11 protein-coding genes and 2 tRNA genes are annotated in these 16,056 nt (G+C 70.5%); 12 read left to right on the forward strand and 1 reads right to left on the reverse strand.

What is annotated here, in order from left to right; all coding sequences use genetic code 11:
* The first annotated feature begins 196 nt into the window (after nt 1-196).
* Complete coding sequence (locus LMH63_RS07780; RefSeq protein ID WP_109679148.1) at nt 197-2,071, forward strand: putative bifunctional diguanylate cyclase/phosphodiesterase; 1,875 nt, start codon at nt 197-199, stop codon at nt 2,069-2,071.
* Between the two features lie 55 nt (nt 2,072-2,126).
* Here LMH63_RS07780 and LMH63_RS07785 read toward each other — a convergent pair whose 3' ends face one another.
* Nucleotides 2,127-3,809, reverse strand: coding sequence for a MinD/ParA family protein (locus LMH63_RS07785; protein WP_158280400.1), 1,683 nt, complete (start codon nt 3,807-3,809; stop codon nt 2,127-2,129).
* 123 nt (nt 3,810-3,932) lie between these two features.
* On the opposite strand from LMH63_RS07785, the gene LMH63_RS07790 reads away from it, so the two are divergent.
* The 11 genes from LMH63_RS07790 (at nt 3,933) to ltrA (ending at nt 15,212) form a co-directional block, all read left to right on the forward strand.
* Nucleotides 3,933-5,234: a GGDEF domain-containing protein gene (locus tag LMH63_RS07790; RefSeq protein WP_109679150.1), complete on the forward strand. Its 1,302-nt coding sequence runs from the start codon at nt 3,933-3,935 to the stop codon at nt 5,232-5,234.
* A gap of 42 nt (nt 5,235-5,276) precedes the next feature.
* A complete protein-coding gene (locus LMH63_RS07795; RefSeq protein ID WP_109679151.1) occupies nt 5,277-6,137 on the forward strand; it encodes an HDOD domain-containing protein in 861 nt (286 codons plus the stop codon).
* A gap of 262 nt (nt 6,138-6,399) precedes the next feature.
* Complete coding sequence (thpR, locus tag LMH63_RS07800; protein ID WP_109680383.1) at nt 6,400-6,918, forward strand: RNA 2',3'-cyclic phosphodiesterase; 519 nt, start codon at nt 6,400-6,402, stop codon at nt 6,916-6,918.
* 138 nt (nt 6,919-7,056) lie between these two features.
* Nucleotides 7,057-8,088 (forward strand): recombinase RecA, encoded by a 1,032-nt coding sequence (gene recA / locus LMH63_RS07805; protein WP_109680382.1) that lies wholly within the window; start codon nt 7,057-7,059, stop codon nt 8,086-8,088.
* Between the two features lie 7 nt (nt 8,089-8,095).
* Nucleotides 8,096-8,572, forward strand: coding sequence for a regulatory protein RecX (locus LMH63_RS07810; RefSeq protein ID WP_229332756.1), 477 nt, complete (start codon nt 8,096-8,098; stop codon nt 8,570-8,572).
* A gap of 12 nt (nt 8,573-8,584) precedes the next feature.
* The gene (alaS, locus tag LMH63_RS07815) at nt 8,585-11,191 is read left to right on the forward strand and encodes an alanine--tRNA ligase (protein ID WP_109680381.1); all 2,607 of its coding nucleotides are present in this window, start codon (nt 8,585-8,587) and stop codon (nt 11,189-11,191) included.
* Nucleotides 11,192-11,224: 33 nt separating this feature from the next.
* Entirely contained in the window at nt 11,225-12,493 is a 1,269-nt protein-coding gene (locus LMH63_RS07820; RefSeq protein ID WP_109680380.1) for an aspartate kinase, read from the forward strand.
* A gap of 225 nt (nt 12,494-12,718) precedes the next feature.
* Nucleotides 12,719-12,925, forward strand: a complete 207-nt coding sequence (csrA, locus tag LMH63_RS07825) for a carbon storage regulator CsrA (RefSeq protein WP_109680379.1) — start codon at nt 12,719-12,721, stop codon at nt 12,923-12,925.
* 108 nt (nt 12,926-13,033) lie between these two features.
* Nucleotides 13,034-13,125, forward strand: a tRNA-Ser gene (locus LMH63_RS07830).
* A 113-nt stretch (nt 13,126-13,238) separates the two neighbouring features.
* Nucleotides 13,239-13,315: transfer RNA gene (locus LMH63_RS07835), tRNA-Arg, on the forward strand.
* A gap of 670 nt (nt 13,316-13,985) precedes the next feature.
* The gene (ltrA, locus tag LMH63_RS07840) at nt 13,986-15,212 is read left to right on the forward strand and encodes a group II intron reverse transcriptase/maturase (RefSeq protein WP_229332588.1); all 1,227 of its coding nucleotides are present in this window, start codon (nt 13,986-13,988) and stop codon (nt 15,210-15,212) included.
* The last annotated feature ends 844 nt before the right edge of the window (nt 15,213-16,056 follow it).

A 16,056-nucleotide genomic window follows, 5' to 3' on the forward strand; every position in this document is an offset into this window, starting at 1 on the left:
CGGACGCGGATCGGTGAGATATGCGGGCTAGGGGTTGTGGCCTCAGCCGCCGTGTGCTTGTATGACAAGGGCTTGAGCCGTGGTTCCGGCAAGCTGCATCAGCACAACGCTGTAACCTGCTATTAATGGAACAATGCCACGCTCGGGCCGACTCGGGGGAATTCGAACAATAATCTCGAATGAGGGGGCCCTTGCGGTGGATCCCTTGCAGCGCTACCGCGCACTGCCGATCGTCGTCGCCGAGGCCGCCGGTGATGAACCGGGCCTTGCGCCCATGCTGGCCCGGGCCGGGTTCCGGGATGTCCGCACGGCGGCGAGCGCCGCTGCGGTCGAGGCGGCTCTGCGCGAGGCCTGGCTCTCCGGCCGGCAGGACGAGCAGATCGCCCTGGTGGTGATCAGCTCCGGGCTGCTCGGGCGCCTTGACGGCGAGCGGGCGCAACGCCTCGGCGCCATGGCCGAGGAGGCGGACGCTGCCCTCGTTCTGCTCGGCGGCGATGACCCTGGCGGCCTCGACGGCATGGCGGAAGCCTGGGCGGCGGGGGTGCGGGAGATCCTCCCGTCGTCCCTGCCTGCCGAGGACACGCTGTCGCGCCTGGCCGCGGTGCTTGCCCATCAGGACGAGGTGCGCCGCCTGCGCCGGCGCGAGCGCAGCCTGGAGGGCGAGGTCGCCGAGCTGCGGGTGGCGGAGAACCGCCTCCAGCACATGGTCTACCACGACGAGCTCACCGGCCTCTGGAACCGCCGCCGCCTGAAACAGGCGGTGGAGGTCGCCATCCTGCGCGCCGCGACGCTGCACCGGGAATGCGCCCTGATCCTGCTCGACATGGATCGCTTCAAGTTCCTCAATGATCTCGAGGGGCACGAGGCGGGAGATCGCATGCTGGTGGAGGTCGGCCGGCTGCTGCGCCGCCACGCCCGGCCCGGCGATACCGTGGCCCGGGTCGGTTCGGACGAGTTCGTGCTGCTGATGGAAAATACCGCGGGAGACGAAGCGCTGGGGCGGGCCGAGGGGATCCGCGAGGCCCTCGAGGCCAACCGCTTCCGCTATGGCGAGCGTTACTACCGCACCTGCGCCAGCCTGGGCGTAGTGGACCTGCGCCCGGACGCGCATCATCTCCAGACCGGGGAGCTGCTGGCGCGGGCCGATCAGGCGTGCTTCGTCGCCAAGGAGCGCGGGCGCAACCAGGTACACCGCTACCAGGAAAGTGATCCGGGTCTGGAGCCGCTGCGGCGCGACCATCTCTGGGCACCGCGCATCCGCGACGCGCTCGAGCAGGACCGGCTGTTCTTCTGCTACCAGCCCATCGTGCGCATGCTCGACGGCACCGTCAGCCACTACGAATGCCTTGTGCGCATGCGCGACAGCGAGGGCCGGGTGCACCTGCCGGGGCAGTTCATCCCGGTGGCCGAGCGCACCGGGCTCATTCAGCAGATCGACATGTGGGCGGTGGACCAGGCCCTGGATCTGCTGGCCTCGCTGCCCGCCGAGCAGTCCCAGGTGTCGATCTCGGTAAACCTGTCCGCCCACGCCTTCCGAACCCGGGAGCTGTTCGATCTGATAGTGCGGCGGCTGGAGATGGCCTGGGTCTCACCCACCCGGCTGGTCTTCGAGATCACCGAGACGGCGGCGATCGAGAACATGGAGCGCTCGCGGGAACTGGTGGCCAGGCTGCGTGCCCTGGGCTGCCGCTTCGCCCTCGACGACTTCGGTTCCGGCTTCAGCACCTTCAACTATATCAAGCACTTCCCGGTAGATTATCTGAAGCTGGATGGGAGCTTCATCGTCAATATCAACCGCGACCGCACGGACCAGGAGCTGGTGCGGCACATGATTGCCATCGCCCGCAGCCTCGGCAAGCAGACCATTGCGGAGTTCGTCGAGTCCCGGGAGATCCACGACACTCTGCGCGAGCTCGGCGTCGACTATGTCCAGGGGCACTACCTCGGGGTGGCCGCGGAGACGATGGAGGCGCCGACGCCCCATGCCGCCGTGCGCCAGGGGGCCATGAGCAGCCTGTTCCGGGCGCCGGCCCCCCTTCCGCGAACCTTCGACAGCGACGAGGGACACTAAGCCCGAATATCTGACCGACGCGCGCCCGCCGCCGCGAATCGGTGAGATACGCGGGCTACCCCGACGGGTGGGGCGGGGTGTCGTCATCCGCGGGCTCGGCGCCCGTAGAACCGGCCCTCAGCTTCCCCTCGAGGGATTCGCAGCTCTCGACCAGCGCGGCCATGGCGGCGGCATCCCGCTCCAAGGCAGCCCGGCGCGCGGCCAGCGCGCCCCGAAGCTCGCCCAGTTCCCGACGCAGGGCCTCGCGGTCCGCGGTCAGTGGCGGATCGCCGCGGCGCTGGTGGGCCGCATCCAGGGCGCGCACCAGCGCAACCCCGTCCTCCGCCTGCCACTCCCGATGCTCCGGCAGCGCGCGCAGCCAGCGCAGCAACAGCCGCCGGGCCATGGCGGGGCGCCCGGCCAGGGTGTCGGTCAACCGCTCCAGCAGCGCCGTGAGCGTGTCGTCGCCGAGGGCCGCGAGCCGCTCGGCGAGGGCCTCCGGCGTGGGCGTCTCGTCGTCCGGGATGGCCCCGTAACGCTGGCGATAGCTCGCCCGCAGGGTCGCCAGCATCTCGCGATGATGCTCGCGCGGCAGCTGCTCGTGCAGTAGCGCGCCGTAGATGAGGTTCTTCAGATCAGTGGCGCGGCGGCGAAAGCGTGCGCCGAAGGCGCGCTCGGCCGTTGCAAACAGCCGCCGCGCATCGCTCTCCTCGAGCTCCGGATCGGCGAGGGTCCGCTCTACCGCGTCCGCCAGGCCCTGCACATCCGCCGGTGGTGCGGGGGCTTCGCGCAGGGCGCGGGGCGCGGTGACCACGGTGGCGGGCTCGGCCCTGGCGGCGGATGCCGGCGTCGGTGCCGCCGCGGGCTGCGCGTCATCGGGGCTCGCTGCGAATGTCTCGCCGGACTCGTCCCCGCGGCTCCGGTCCGTGAGGTCACCGGTCCAGGACTGCCAGAAGGCGGCGAAGCCACCGCGGCCGCTCGCCGGCGGGAACTGCCGCTGCAGAGTGGCGGCCAGCTGCAGGATCTGCCGTGCGGCGGGCGCCTGGGGGCTGCTCAGCAGCAGCGGCTGCTGGCGCAGGACGGCGGAGGTCACCGCGCGGTCCATGCCGATGTGGCCGAGGTAGTCTAGGGTCAGCCCCAGATGGCGCTGGGAAGCGGCATCGAAGCGGCGGAACAGGCGGTCGCCTTCCTGCTCGGCGGGGAGCATGTTCACCATGACGCTGATGCGCCCCGCGTACTCGCGGCGACGCAGCGTCTTCAGCAGCGTGAAGGCGTCGGTGAGGGAGGTCGGCTCGGTGGTGATGGTCAGCAGGACGGCGTCGCAGGCCTGCAGGAAGCTCAGCGTGCCCGCGCCGATGCCGGCGGGCGTGTCCACGATGAGATAGTCGAACTGCCGCTCGAGGGTCTCGAGCTCGGCGGCGATGCGCGCCCGGTCGCCGGCGTCGGCGCGCCGGCCAAGGCGCTCCAGGCCCGAGGCCGCGGGCACGATGCGCAGACCCTCGGGCGCCTCCAGCAGGACCTCCGCGAGCGTGGCCTCGCCGCTAATCACGTCTTCCAGCGTCCGCTCCGGGCGCAGACCGAGCAGGATATTGACGTTGGCCAGGCCCATGTCCGCGTCCAGCAGGCAGACGCGGCTGCCGCCGCGCGCCAGGGCGATGGCCAGATTGGTCGCCAGGCTGGTCTTGCCAACGCCGCCCTTGCCGCTGGTCACGGCCAGCGTGGTGGCAGCGCCCCCCGCCGCGTCTGATTCCGTGATCACCCCGCCCCCCATCTGTCCACCGGAATACGCGAATTTTTCCTGATTTTGTGACACAGCATACACATAGGGCGCCAGACGTGATATCACTGCGCGAACTTGGCTGCCAGGTGTGAGGGGTCACGGGTGGCGGACTATGAGGCGCGGCTGCCAAAGCGTGCGCTCGATCTGCTGGAGCGGGCTGGAGAGCCCGTCGGCGGCGAGCTTGCGCGGGCGCGCTTGCGCGCCCTGCTGGAGGAGCTCTGCGAGGCGGAGGTGAGCCGGAGCGCCGCCTGGGCGGGCTTCACCGCGGACCTGCTGCAACGCCTGCGGGACAGCGGTGCCCCCGAGGGCGGGCGCTACCGGGTGTTGGCCGAGCAGCTCGGGGAGGATCTCTCGCCGGGGGAAATCCACGCCCTGCGTGCTCTCCTGCCCGCGAGCGACGCCGAATGCCCCCTGAGCAGCGAAGAGCCGGCGGCCGACGCCGAGCCCGAGACCGAGACCGCCGCCGCGGCCGACGGTAGCGCGGACGCCCGTGCCGACGCCGATGCCGGTGAGGCGCACGAGGCCGCGGACCCGAATGCGGTCTACCGCCACCAGCTCGAAACCCGTACCCGGGATCTGGATGCCCTGCAGCGGCAGCTGGGGCGGGACGCCGCCGAGACCCTCCGCCGCAACCGTGAGGCAGGCGCCCTGCTGGAGTCGCTCATGGCGCGACTCGAGCTCGCGGCCGACATCCCGGAGGTGATGCGGGCGGATCCCTCCCTCAGCGAGGAGATCCGGCGTATCGCCGAGGCCCACGAGGCCCTGGGCCATCAGCTGGAGGCCACGGTGCGCTCGGTGGAGTCCATCGCCTCGGACAACCGCCGGCTGCAGGCGGAGCTGCGCCGCGTCCGCACCCTGAGCCTGACCGACGAGGGCACCGATCTGCCCAATCGCCGTGCCTTCTTCCGCCAGCTGCGCGCCGAGGCCGCACGCGTCCAGCGCGCAGGCGAGCGCTTCTCGCTCGCCATGCTCGACCTCGACCACTTCAAGCCCATCAACGACCGCTACGGGCACGCCGCCGGGGATCTCGTGCTGCGCGCCTATGCCGAGCAGGTGCTCTCCGTGTTCCGCGCCCACGACCTGGTGGCCCGCTACGGGGGCGAGGAGTTCGCCGTGCTGCTGCCGGGGACCACCCTCGACGGGGCTCAGCGTGCCCTCGGCAAGGTGCGCGAGCAGGCCCGCGGGCTGCACGTCACCTGGAAGGGCGAGACCATCCCCGTGCCGACCTTCTCCGCCGGCATTGCCGAGTTCGTGCCGGGCGAGCAGCCGGAGCTGGTCATCCAGCGCGCGGACCGGGCGCTTTACAAGGCGAAGCGCAACGGCCGCGACCGCACCGAGCTGGCCGTGCAGCAGTCGCCGCCGGGCGAGGCCGACGCCGCCGCACAGCGCGGAGCAGGGCGGTGAGCGTGCCCACGCGACACTCGGCGCTGGCGGGCAGCTGAGCCCATGCAGCCTCTGGCCCTGACGCCGCGGGACATCGTCCTCGCCGCTCCCGACCTGGCCTCGCCGCCGGAGGTCTACCGGCGCCTGACCGAGGTGCTGGAGCAGGGTGACTGGGATCTGCCGCAACTGGCGCGGGTGGTGGAGTCGGATCCCGGGGTGACCGCCCGGCTGCTGAAGCTCGTCAACAGCCCCTATTTCGGGATGCCACGGCGGGTGAGCTCGGTGGCGGACGCCGTCGGCGTCCTCGGCGCCAACGCACTCCGCAGCCTGGTGCTCGCCAGCACGGTGATGGAGCGCTACCGCGGCGTTCCGGAAGAGCTGCTGGACGTCCGCGCCTTCTGGCGCCGGTCTCTGCGCGTGGCGGTGACGGCAAGCCTGCTCGCCGAGGCAGCGCCGCGGGCGGTTGAGCGCCAGGAGCTGCTCCTCGGCGGCCTGCTCCACGATATCGGCGGGATGCTGCTCTGCCTCACGGTGCCGGAGGCGGTGCGGGAGGCCCTGCTGGAAGATCCCGATGTAGCCAGCTCCGGCGCCCTGGAGCGGGTCGTGCTGGGGAGCCCCCGACAGGCCCTGGGCGAGGCCCTGCTGGAGCACTGGCGGCTGCCGCCGCGGATCGTCGCCGCGGTGGCCTGGCACCCGCAGCCGGCACAGGCACCGCAGGCCGCTCTCCTGGTCGCCCTGACCTCCCTGGCGGTGGCCGGCGCCGCCGCTCTCGCCGAGGGCGAGGGCCCGCTGACGGATCCCGCGGACCCGCGCTGGGCGCTCGCCGGTGTGTCACCGCTCCCCGCCGAGGCGCTGGCCGAGGCCGCGGATTCGGCCTATCGCTCGACGCTTGCGCTGTTTGAGGGAACCGCCGGCGCGTACTAATCCTATCGAAAGTATTGTCAGGTCTCAGAGCCCCGGAGCGGGCCGGCGGCAAGGCGCGGGAGCGCCGGCGTGGTGATTCCACGTCAAGCGAGCGCAACGCCGCCGCCGGCCCGCTCCGGGGCTCCCGTAGGGCGGGCCTGTGCGCCGCGGCGGACTGCGTTGCTCGCCGCTTATGTAGCTCGGCTACACCGCGCGCCTCGCGCCTTGCCGCCGCGGCGCACAGGCCCGCTGAGACCTGACAATACTTTCGATAGGATTAGTTATGCCTGAGCGGCTGTTCTTCGCCGTGCAGCCACCCCCGCCGTCCCGTGCCATGCTGGCCGGAAGTGTCGCCGCCATGGGCCGCCCGGCCCGCCGCGTGCACGCGGATGACCTGCATCTGACGCTGGCCTTTCTGGGCGAGGTCGGGGGCACCGAGGCACCGAGCCGTGCCGGTGACCGGGCGGCGACGCAGGCGCCGCCGTTCTCCCTGGCGCTGGATCGGTTCGGGCTGTGGCGTCGCCGGGGGATCGCCTATGCCGCGCCGAGCCGGGTGCCGAGTGCCCTGCTCGCGCTGCACTCGGCGCTGTGGTCGGCCCTCGAGGCGGAGGGCTGGTCGCGGGAGCGCCGCCCCTTCCGCCCGCACCTGACCCTTGCCCGCGGTGCGGTGAGGGCGCCCCGTCAGGTGACGGTGGATCCCTGGCGGGTCGAGCACCTGCTGCTGCTGGCGAGCGGTCCACCACCGGCACCGCGTTATCGGGTGCTGGCGTCCTGGGCGCTCGGCGGTGCGGCGGCGGAGTAGGGTGCGGAATCCGGCATCGGACGCTCTCTCGCCGGGCGGCGGCGCCGCGGACCGGTCCGGCGCCGGGGCTGGGAGCAGTTCCGCTTCTGTGGAATAATCGGCGGCCGTTTTACGACTCACGCGAGCTCAGAGGTGGGCATGGACGAAGACCGCAAGAAGGCGCTGGGCGCCGCGCTGGGCCAGATCGAGAAGCAGTTCGGCAAGGGCGCGGTGATGCGCATGGGCGATGCCCGTGCGGTGCGCGACGTGCCGGCGATCTCCACCGGCTCGCTGACCCTGGACATCGCTCTCGGCGTCGGCGGTCTGCCGCGCGGCCGGGTGGTGGAGATCTACGGCCCGGAATCCTCCGGCAAGACCACGCTCACCCTGCACGCCATCGCCCAGGCGCAGAAGGCCGGCGGCACCGCAGCCTTTGTCGACGCCGAGCATGCCCTGGATCCGGACTATGCCGAGAAGCTCGGCGTCAACGTCGACGAGCTGCTTGTGTCGCAGCCGGATACCGGCGAGCAGGCGCTGGAGATCGCGGACATGCTGGTGCGCTCCTCGGCGGTGGACATCGTGGTGGTGGACTCGGTGGCGGCGCTGACCCCGAAGGCCGAGATCGAGGGCGAGATGGGCGACTCGCATGTCGGCCTGCAGGCGCGGCTGATGTCCCAGGCCCTGCGCAAGCTGACGGCGAACATCAAGCGCTCCAACACGCTGGTGGTCTTCATCAACCAGATCCGCATGAAGATCGGCGTAATGTTCGGCAGCCCCGAGACCACCACCGGCGGCAACGCGCTGAAGTTCTACGCCTCCGTGCGCATGGATATCCGCCGCCTGGGGGCGATCAAGAAGGGCGACGAGGTGGTGGGTAACGAGACCCGCGTCAAGGTCGTCAAGAACAAGATGGCACCGCCGTTCCGCCAGGCCGAGTTCGAGATCCTCTACGGCGAGGGCATCTCGCGCGAGGGCGAGCTCATCGACCTCGGCGTGAAGCAGGGCCTCGTGGAGAAGTCCGGTGCCTGGTACAGCTATAACGGCGACCGCATCGGCCAGGGCAAGGACAACGTCCGCAACCACCTGAAGGCCAACCCGCAGATCGCCGACGAGCTGGAGGCCAAGCTGCGCGAGCAGCTGCTCAGCCGGCCGAGCCGCGAGACCGCCGAGGAGGATCAGGCCGACGCCTGAGGCAAGCGTGGACGACGCCGACGAGGACGCTGTACGTGAGCAGGCCGTGCGTCTGCTGGCCCGGCGCGAGCACTCCCGCCGGGAGCTGGCGCGCAAGCTCGGCCAGCGCGGTCACCCGGCCCCGGTGATAGGCCGCGCGCTGGACGAGCTGGCGGCCGAGAACCTGCAGAGCGACGCGCGTTTCGCCGAGGCCTACGTCCGCAGCCGGCTGGAGCGGGGCTACGGTCCGGTGCGCATCGAGGCGGAGCTCGGCGAGCGCGGGGTGGATGCGGCCCTCGTCCGCCCGCTGCTCGAGGCCGATGACGACGAGTGGATCGAGCGCTGCCGCGAGGCCCACGCCCGGCGCTTCGGCCACGCCCCGGGCGACCTGCGGGAGCGCGCCAGGCAGACGCGCTTTCTCGCCAACCGGGGCTTCAGTGCCAGCCAGATTCGGCGCACTCTTGAGCTGGCAGGGGCCGCAGAGCCCGCCGACCGCGACGCGTAACAACGGACCGACATGACCACCAAGACCAGCGCAGAGATCCGCACCGCGTTCCACGAGTTCTTCCGCGAGCGCGGGCACGAAGTGGTGCCGAGCAGCCCGCTGGTGCCCGCGAACGACCCGACGCTGCTGTTCACCAACGCCGGCATGGTCCAGTTCAAGGATGTCTTCCTCGGCCGGGAGCAGCGGCCCTACAGCCGGGCCGTCACCAGCCAGCGCTGCGTGCGCGCCGGCGGCAAGCACAACGATCTGGAGAACGTGGGCTACACGGCCCGGCATCACACGTTCTTCGAGATGCTCGGCAACTTCAGCTTCGGCGACTACTTCAAGCGCGACGCCATCCGCTACGCCTGGACGTTCCTCACCGAGGTGCTGGAACTGCCGCCGGAGAGGCTCTGGGTCACCGTCTACGAGGAGGACGACGAGGCCGCGCAGCTCTGGCTGGAGGATATCGGCGTCGACCCCGGGCGCTTCTCCCGCATCGGCGCCGAGGACAACTTCTGGTCCATGGGCGACACCGGCCCCTGCGGCCCGTGCTCCGAGATCTTCTACGATCACGGCCCCGAGGTGCCCGGCGGACCGCCCGGCACCCCCGAGGAAGACGGCGACCGTTACGTCGAGATCTGGAATCTGGTGTTCATGCAGTACGACCGGGCCGCGGACGGCTCCCTGGCGCCGCTGCCGAGCCCGTCCATCGACACCGGCATGGGGCTCGAGCGCATCGCCGCCGTGGTCCAGGGCGTGCACAACAACTTCGAGATCGATCTCTTCCGCAATCTGGTGAGCGCCGCGGCCCGCCTTGCCGGCACCGACGAGCTCGAGAACAGCTCGCTGCGGGTAATCGCCGATCACATCCGGGCCTGTGCCTTCCTCATTGTCGACGGCGTATTCCCGAGCAACGAGGGTCGCGGCTACGTGCTGCGGCGGATCATCCGCCGGGCGGTGCGCCATGGCTACAAGCTCGGCATCGCCGAGCCGTTCTTCCATCGCCTGGTGGCGCCGCTGGTCACGGAGATGGGCGACGCGTACCCGGAGCTGCCGGCGGCTCAGGAAACCGTCGAGCGCATCCTGCGCCAGGAGGAGGAGCGCTTCCGCGAGACCCTGGAGCAGGGCCTGAAGCTCCTGGGCGAGGACCTGGACCGCCTGGAGGGTGGCACCATACCCGGCGAGACGGTGTTCAAGCTCTACGACACCTTCGGCTTCCCCGTGGACCTCACTGCCGATATCGCCCGCGAGCGCGGCCTCGAGCTGGACATGGCGGGGTTCGAGCGCGCGATGACGGCCCAGCGCGAGCGCGCCCGGGCCGCCAGCACCTTCCGCGCCGAGTACGGCGGTGCGGCGGACTTCGGTGGTCGCAGCGATTTCACCGGCTACACCGAGAGCGAGGATGTCGGCCGCGTGATCGGCCTCTACCGCGAGGGTGGTGCCGTCAACCGGCTCGAGGCCGGGGACCAGGGCATGGTGATCCTCGACCGCACGCCGTTCTATGCCGAGGCCGGCGGCCAGGTCGGGGACACCGGCTGGCTGGTGGCCGAAGGCTTCGTCTTCGAGGTACAGGATACGGTCCGCTACGGCGCCGCCCACGGCCATCTCGGCGTGGTCCGCGAGGGCGGCATCGGTCTCGACGAGGCGGTGGATGCCCGCATCGACCGCGAGCGCCGCGCCCGCACCGAGCTCAACCACACCGCGACGCATCTTCTGCATGCAGCCCTGCGTGAGGTGCTCGGCGAGCATGTGCGCCAGAAGGGCTCCCTGGTGGCGCCGGAGCGCCTGCGCTTCGACTTTGCCCACTTCGAGCCCGTGACCCGGGAGCAGCTGCAGCGCGTCGAGGCCCTGGTGAACGACCAGATCCGCGCGGACGAGCCCGCCGAGATCTTCGAGACCGACTACGACAAGGCCATCGCCCTCGGCGCCATGGCACTGTTCGGCGAGAAGTACGGGGATCGGGTGCGCGTGGTGCGCTTCGGCGACTTCTCCACCGAGCTCTGCGGTGGCACCCACGTCGCCCGGGCCGGGCGCATCGGCTACTGCAAGCTGGTGAGCGAGGGCGGCGTCTCCGCTGGCGTGCGCCGGGTCGAGGCAGTCACCGGCGATGCCGCGGTGCGCTGGGTGCAGGATGTCGAGGCACGCCTCGGCAGGGTGTCCGAGCTGCTCCGGGTGAGCCCGGAGAACGTCGCCGTGCGGGTGGAGCAGGAGCTGGAGCGCAGCCGCGGGCTGGAGCGCGAGCTGGGCCGCCTGCAGCAGAAGCTCGCCAGCGCCGCCGGCAGCGACCTCGCCGGGCGCGCCGAGCCCGTGGACGGGCTGCAGGTGCTGGCCTCGCGGGTGGACGGCGACGGCAAGTCGCTGCGCGAGACCGTGGACCAGCTGAAGAACAAGCTGGGCAGCGCGGCCATCGTGCTGGCGAGCGTCGACGGCGGCAAGGTGCGGCTGGTGGCGGGAGTCACCCCGGACGCCACCGACCGGATCAAGGCCGGCGAGCTGGTCAACGCCGTGGCCACCCAGGTTGGCGGCCGTGGCGGCGGCCGCGCCGATTTCGCCCAGGCCGGCGGCAGCGACCCCGAGCGCCTGGATCAGGCCCTCGCCTCGGTCACGGACTGGGTGCGGGCGCAGCTTTCCGGCTAGCGCAGGCGCCAGGGAACCGGGAGACAGAAGAACATGGCACTCATCGTTCAGAAATTCGGCGGCTCCTCGGTGGGCAGCATCGAGCGCATCGAGAACGTCGCCCGCAAGGCCATTCAGAGCCGCGAGGCCGGCCATGACGTGGTCGTGGTGGTCTCGGCCATGAAGGGCGAGACCGACCGGCTGCTCAAGCTCGCCCACGAGGCGGCGCAGACCGCGAGCCCGCGGCCGCGCGAGCTGGATCTGCTGCTCTCCACCGGCGAGACGGTCACGATCACGCTGCTCACCATGGTGCTGGAGCGGCTCGGCGCCCCGGCGCGCTGCTATACCGGCGCCCAGGTGCGCATCCTTACCGACAGCGCCTTCAGCAAGGCGCGCATCCAGGACATCGACGACGAGATCATCCGCGAGGATCTGCAGCTCGGGCGGATCGTTGTCGTCGCCGGCTTCCAGGGCGTCGACGAGAACGGCTCGATCACCACCCTCGGCCGCGGCGGATCGGATACCACGGCGGTGGCCCTGGCGGCGGCGCTCGGCGCCGACGAGTGCCAGATCTACACCGACGTGGATGGCGTCTACACGACGGACCCACGGGTGGTGCCCACCGCACGACGACTGGACCGGATCACCTTCGAGGAGATGCTGGAGCTGGCGAGCCTCGGCTCCAAGGTGCTGCAGATCCGGGCCGTGGAGTTCGCGGGCAAGTACCGGGTTCCGCTGCGGGTCCTCTCGAGCTTCGAGGAGGGGCCGGGCACACTGATCACGATGGAGGGAGAGAACATGCCTCAGGGGAGCATGGAGGAGCCGCTGATCGCCGGCATCGCGTTCAACCGCGATGAGGCTAAGCTGACGGTGATCGGAGTGCCGGACAAGCCCGGCATCGCGGCCCGCATCCTCGGGCCGATCGCGAAGGCCAACATCGAAGTCGACATGATCGTTCAGAACATCAGCAACGAGGGCATGACCGACTTCACCTTCACGGTGCACAAGAACGAGTACGAGCGGGCAATGGAGATCCTCCGGGACCAGGCCAAGGAGATGGGCGCACGCGAGGTCTTCGGTGACACCGGCATCGTGAAGCTGTCGCTGGTCGGTGTGGGCATGCGTTCCCACGCCGGCGTGGCGAGCCGGATGTTTGATGCCCTGGCGGATGAGGGCATCAACATCCAGATGATCTCCACCTCGGAAATCAAGATCTCGGTGGTGATCGATGAGAAATACCTGGAACTCGGCACCCGCGCCCTGCACAAGGCCTTCGAGCTCGACGACGAGGAAGGCCGGACCGTGCGGGTCGAGGGCAACTAGACCGGGCCAGGAAAGGACAGTCCCCGGGGCGCGGAACGCGCTTCGGGCGGCAGAGTCCCACTTTTGAGGGTTCGGCTGGAACGCAAGGATCAGCGTCACCCGCGGGGGTGACGGCTGGACGAGGGCCTGACAGCGGGGCAGGGCGTGGAGTGCCCGTGACCCGTTGGCAGGCGTCGTGGCCGCGGGGGCGGCAGGTGCTGCGACAATCTACGAGGAGTCGGGAAGATGCTCATTCTCACGCGCAGGGTCGGAGAGACCCTGATGATCGGCGATGAGGTAACGGTCACCGTATTGGGTGTGAAGGGAAATCAGGTGCGGATCGGAGTGAATGCCCCGCGCAATGTGTCGGTGCATCGCGAGGAGATCTACGACCGCATTCAGAAGGAAGAGCAGGACGACGAGCCGGAGGGGTCCGACGGCACGCCGTCCTGAGGCCGGTTTACGGCAACGGCACGTTGCCGTATCCTCTGCCGCGCAGATTGCGGACTGGCCGGAACAATGGCCACGCCCGCGGGCCTCGCTTCGCGGGGCGGGATCACCGGAGAGATGGCCGAGTGGCTGAAGGCGCTCCCCTGCTAAGGGAGTAAGGGCTTAACCGCCCTTCGAGGGTTCGAATCCCTCTCTCTCCGCCAAACAGCGCCGGGGCGGTCAACCCGCCCCGGCCCTGTCGAGTCGAAGGAAGCAAAGCTCGGCGTTGGCTTGACCGCTCAATCCAATCCCGACATACTTCGCGGCTCTCCAATCAGCGCCTGTAGCTCAACTGGACAGAGCACCTGACTACGGATCAGGAGGTTGGGGGTTCGAATCCTCCCGGGCGCGCCAAACATGACAGCCGGCACTCGTGCCGGCTGTTTTCGTTGTGCGCCGGGCACGGCGCGCCGGCGCCGTGACCGGCGCTGGATAACCGGTGAGCGAAAGCGAGCCGGGAAGTGGCCTGGGGGTGGAAGTCCCCTGCGGGCCCTGGTGACGGGAACCGCGAGCCGAACGGCAAGGGCATCATCGTGAGGTGCTGTCTGAAGGAAGCCTCAGGCGAATCTCCGACCCGACGAACAGGAACCGCATAGGAGGCGTGTCGTCGCGGGCGAGCAGGCAACGATCTGCGAACCCGATGTCACCCCGGAGCGGCGATACGTAGATGCGGCGGGTGTGGAGTGAAGGTCACGCGCCTTACCCCGGGAGGTCTGTCGGGCTGCTGTGAGCTACCGGCGCCGCGAGGTGCCGGGAAGGCCTGGCAGAAGTCAGCCGAGGCCATAGTAGTCGCCGGCACAGGGCGGCGAAGGGCCGAACGCGTGGAGCCGATCCGGCACTGGAGTGCTCGATGGCCGAAGCAGGCGTAGGCGAGGCGGCTGAGAGGTTGCCGCATCCCCGGAGGGCTGACGGCGGAACCGTCGGAGGTACGGGTGATGGACGCCAAGCGGCTGCGGCGCGCTCGAGACGAGCCGGGTCCGAGTCGACGGCGCTGCTGGAGGCGGCGCTGTGTCGCGAGAACCTGATGGCGGCCTACCGGCGGGTGGTGCGCAACCGGGGGGCCCCCGGCATCGACGGAGTGACCGTCGATGAGCTGTGGGCCTACTGCCAGGCGCACTGGTCGTCGATCCGCGAGCGGCTGCTGGAGGGGACGTACCGTCCCTCGCCGGTACGGGAGGTGAAGATCCCCAAGCCCGGGGGTGGCTCCCGGGCACTGGGCATCCCGACCGTGGTCGACCGGCTGATCCAGCAGGCGCTGGTGCAGGTGCTCACCCCGATCCTCGACCCGACGTTCTCGGGTGAGAGCTACGGCTTTCGCCCGGGGCGCAGTGCCCATCAGGCCGTCGAGCGTGCCCGCGGGCACGTGGCGGCGGGGCAGCGCTGGGTCGTGGACCTCGATCTGGCGCAGTTCTTCGACCGGGTCAATCATGACGTGCTGATGGCCCGGTTAGCGCGTCGGATCGAGGACCGGCGGGTGCTGCGCCTGATCCGGCGCTACCTGCAGGCCGGGGTGATGGCCGGTGGCGTGGTCTCGCCGCGGGCGGCGGGGACGCCGCAGGGCGGGCCGCTCTCGCCCCTGCTCTCGAACGTCCTGCTGGACGAGCTCGACCGGGAGCTGGAGCGGCGCGGCCACCGCTTCGTGCGTTACGCCGATGACGTCAGCGTCTACGTGCGCTCGCCCGAAGCGGGTGCGCGCGTGCTGGCATCGCTGGAGCGGTTCCTGTGGCGGCGGCTGCGCCTGGTGGTCAACCGTGAGAAGAGTGCGGTGGACCGCCCGTGGAAGCGCACGCTGCTCGGCTACAGCATGACCGCGCACCGTGAGCCGCGGCTGCGGGTGGCCCCCAGCTCGGTGCAGCGGCTCAAGGCCCGCCTGCGGGCCGCGCTGCGCCGCGGGCGGGGCCGCCACCTGCAGCGGGTGCTGGCGGCGCTGCAGCCGCTCATCCGGGGCTGGGTGGCCTACTTCCGCTTCGCCGAAGTCAAGGCGGCGTTCGAGGCGCTGGACCAGTGGCTCCGGCGCCGCCTGCGTTGCCTGCTGTGGCGGCAGTGGAAGCGCTGGCGCACCCGCGCCCGGCGGCTGATGCAGCACGGTGTCGAGCGCCTGCGAGCGTATCGCTCCGCCACCAACGGGCGTGGCCCGTGGTGGAACGCGGGGGCGGCCCACATGCACGTGGCCATCCCCGCGCGCTGGCTGCACCGTCAGGGTCTCGTGAGCTTCCTCGGCGAGCACCGTCGACTTGCGAGCGCTGCGTGAACCGCCGTATACGGCCCCGTACGTACGGTGGTGTGAGAGCCGGGGCGGGTGACCGCCCCGGCTACTCGATTGGTGGGCCCGGGAGGATTCGAACCCCCAACCCACCATGATCGGGTTCGACAGGCCCGTGTCAGCGCGCCTGAACGCCGCCGCGCAGCGGTGGCGGCCCGCAGGGCGAGGGCCGCCAGGCCCGAGTAATCCTCCCGGGCGCGCCAAACATGACAGCCGGCACTCGTGCCGGCTGTTTTCGTTGTGCGCCGGGCACGGCGCGCCGGCGCCGTGACCGGCGCTGGATAACCGGTGAGCGAAAGCGAGCCGGGAAGTGGCCTGGGGGTGGAAGTCCCCTGCGGGCCCTGGTGACGGGAACCGCGAGCCGAACGGCAAGGGCATCATCGTGAGGTGCTGTCTGAAGGAAGCCTCAGGCGAATCTCCGACCCGACGAACAGGAACCGCATAGGAGGCGTGTCGTCGCGGGCGAGCAGGCAACGATCTGCGAACCCGATGTCACCCCGGAGCGGCGATACGTAGATGCGGCGGGTGTGGAGTGAAGGTCACGCGCCTTACCCCGGGAGGTCTGTCGGGCTGCTGTGAGCTACCGGCGCCGCGAGGTGCCGGGAAGGCCTGGCAGAAGTCAGCCGAGGCCATAGTAGTCGCCGGCACAGGGCGGCGAAGGGCCGAACGCGTGGAGCCGATCCGGCACTGGAGTGCTCGATGGCCGAAGCAGGCGTAGGCGAGGCGGCTGAGAGGTTGCCGCATCCCCGGAGGGCTGACGGCGGAACCGTCGGAGGTACGGGTGATGGACGCCAAGCGGCTGCGGCGCGCTCGAGACGAGCCGGGTCCGAGT

It is taken from the genome of Spiribacter halobius (assembly GCF_020883455.1).
In the GTDB taxonomy this organism is placed as follows: domain Bacteria; phylum Pseudomonadota; class Gammaproteobacteria; order Nitrococcales; family Nitrococcaceae; genus Sediminicurvatus; species Sediminicurvatus halobius.